This window comes from Endozoicomonas acroporae, assembly GCF_002864045.1.
Taxonomy (GTDB): Bacteria; Pseudomonadota; Gammaproteobacteria; order Pseudomonadales; family Endozoicomonadaceae; genus Endozoicomonas; species Endozoicomonas acroporae.
This window is the reverse complement of record NZ_PJPV01000184.1, coordinates 1-845: the sequence shown is the minus strand read 5'-3', so window position 1 is coordinate 845 and position 845 is coordinate 1. Positions and strand designations below refer to the sequence as shown.

2 protein-coding genes are annotated in these 845 nt (G+C 47.5%); one reads left to right on the top strand and one right to left on the bottom strand.

The features are described from left to right. Positions 1-75 precede the first annotated feature (75 nt). Positions 76-417 (top strand): helix-turn-helix domain-containing protein, encoded by a 342-nt coding sequence (locus tag CX664_RS28370; RefSeq protein WP_101749033.1) that lies wholly within the window; start codon positions 76-78, stop codon positions 415-417. Here the strand turns inward: CX664_RS28370 and CX664_RS26705 are convergent. After that, positions 336-611 carry a hypothetical protein gene (locus CX664_RS26705; RefSeq protein ID WP_180966607.1) on the bottom strand — a complete coding sequence of 92 codons (276 nt, stop codon included), beginning with the start codon at positions 609-611 and terminating at the stop codon, positions 336-338. The two genes, CX664_RS28370 and CX664_RS26705, sit on opposite strands and share 82 nt — an antisense overlap. Between the last annotated feature and the right edge of the window lie 234 nt (positions 612-845).

The window sequence follows — 845 nt, the reverse complement described above, 5'->3', positions numbered from 1 at the left end:
ACTGGTTAACATCAAAATTTTAACCAGTTGAGGGGGTGGGCCAATACATTAACTTTACTTTCTTGCATTATCCCGATGGCTGGCTATGTTTCTGACACAAGAAAAAACCCGGCTCAAACGGAGTCGCCACTCCTAACCGGGTTTCTTTGTATAGCTATGAGCTACTGCTCGGGAGGCAGTATAGCAATGATCTCGTTCGCCTACACAATCGGGGTGATGAAATTGATTCGGGTTGAGCTTAACACCAACGGTCTGGATAACCTGACAACGACCCAAAAATACTTGTTGGTCGTGCTGGCCACCTTTGCCAACAGTGAGGGCGAATGCTGGCCCAGTCAAAACAAGCTGGCAAGAATTATCGGCGTCAGCCATGCAACTGTTAACATGGGGCTGAAAAACTGGAAGCTGAAAAACTGATCGAAAGCCATAAACGGGAAACCACGGAAGGGACACAGACCAAAATCTACCGGATGCTGTTCGAGCCTTTTGTATTCAGGCGTATCAGGGAAGAACAATACAACTGCTTTGGCCAACGAATCGACGATCCTCGCATGACCGACACTTCCTGGACAGAAGGCTTCGAGTAAGGCAAACATAACAACCGCATCCACGGGACTTCCGCCCGTGATGCAAACAAGGATCAGGGGTTTGCTGAAAAACAACTTCCCACTCATGACAGTGTTAAACGACAAATTAAGGTTAAAAGCCTGAATGATCCTGCTCAAGCCATTAACTTAATTATCAGGTCTGTCGAACTAGGCTGCTGTATTTGCTGGATTCGCACTACCATCAAGGATGCCAGGTCAGCATGGCAACAGCTTCAGGATGGCTCCCGAATCGATTCT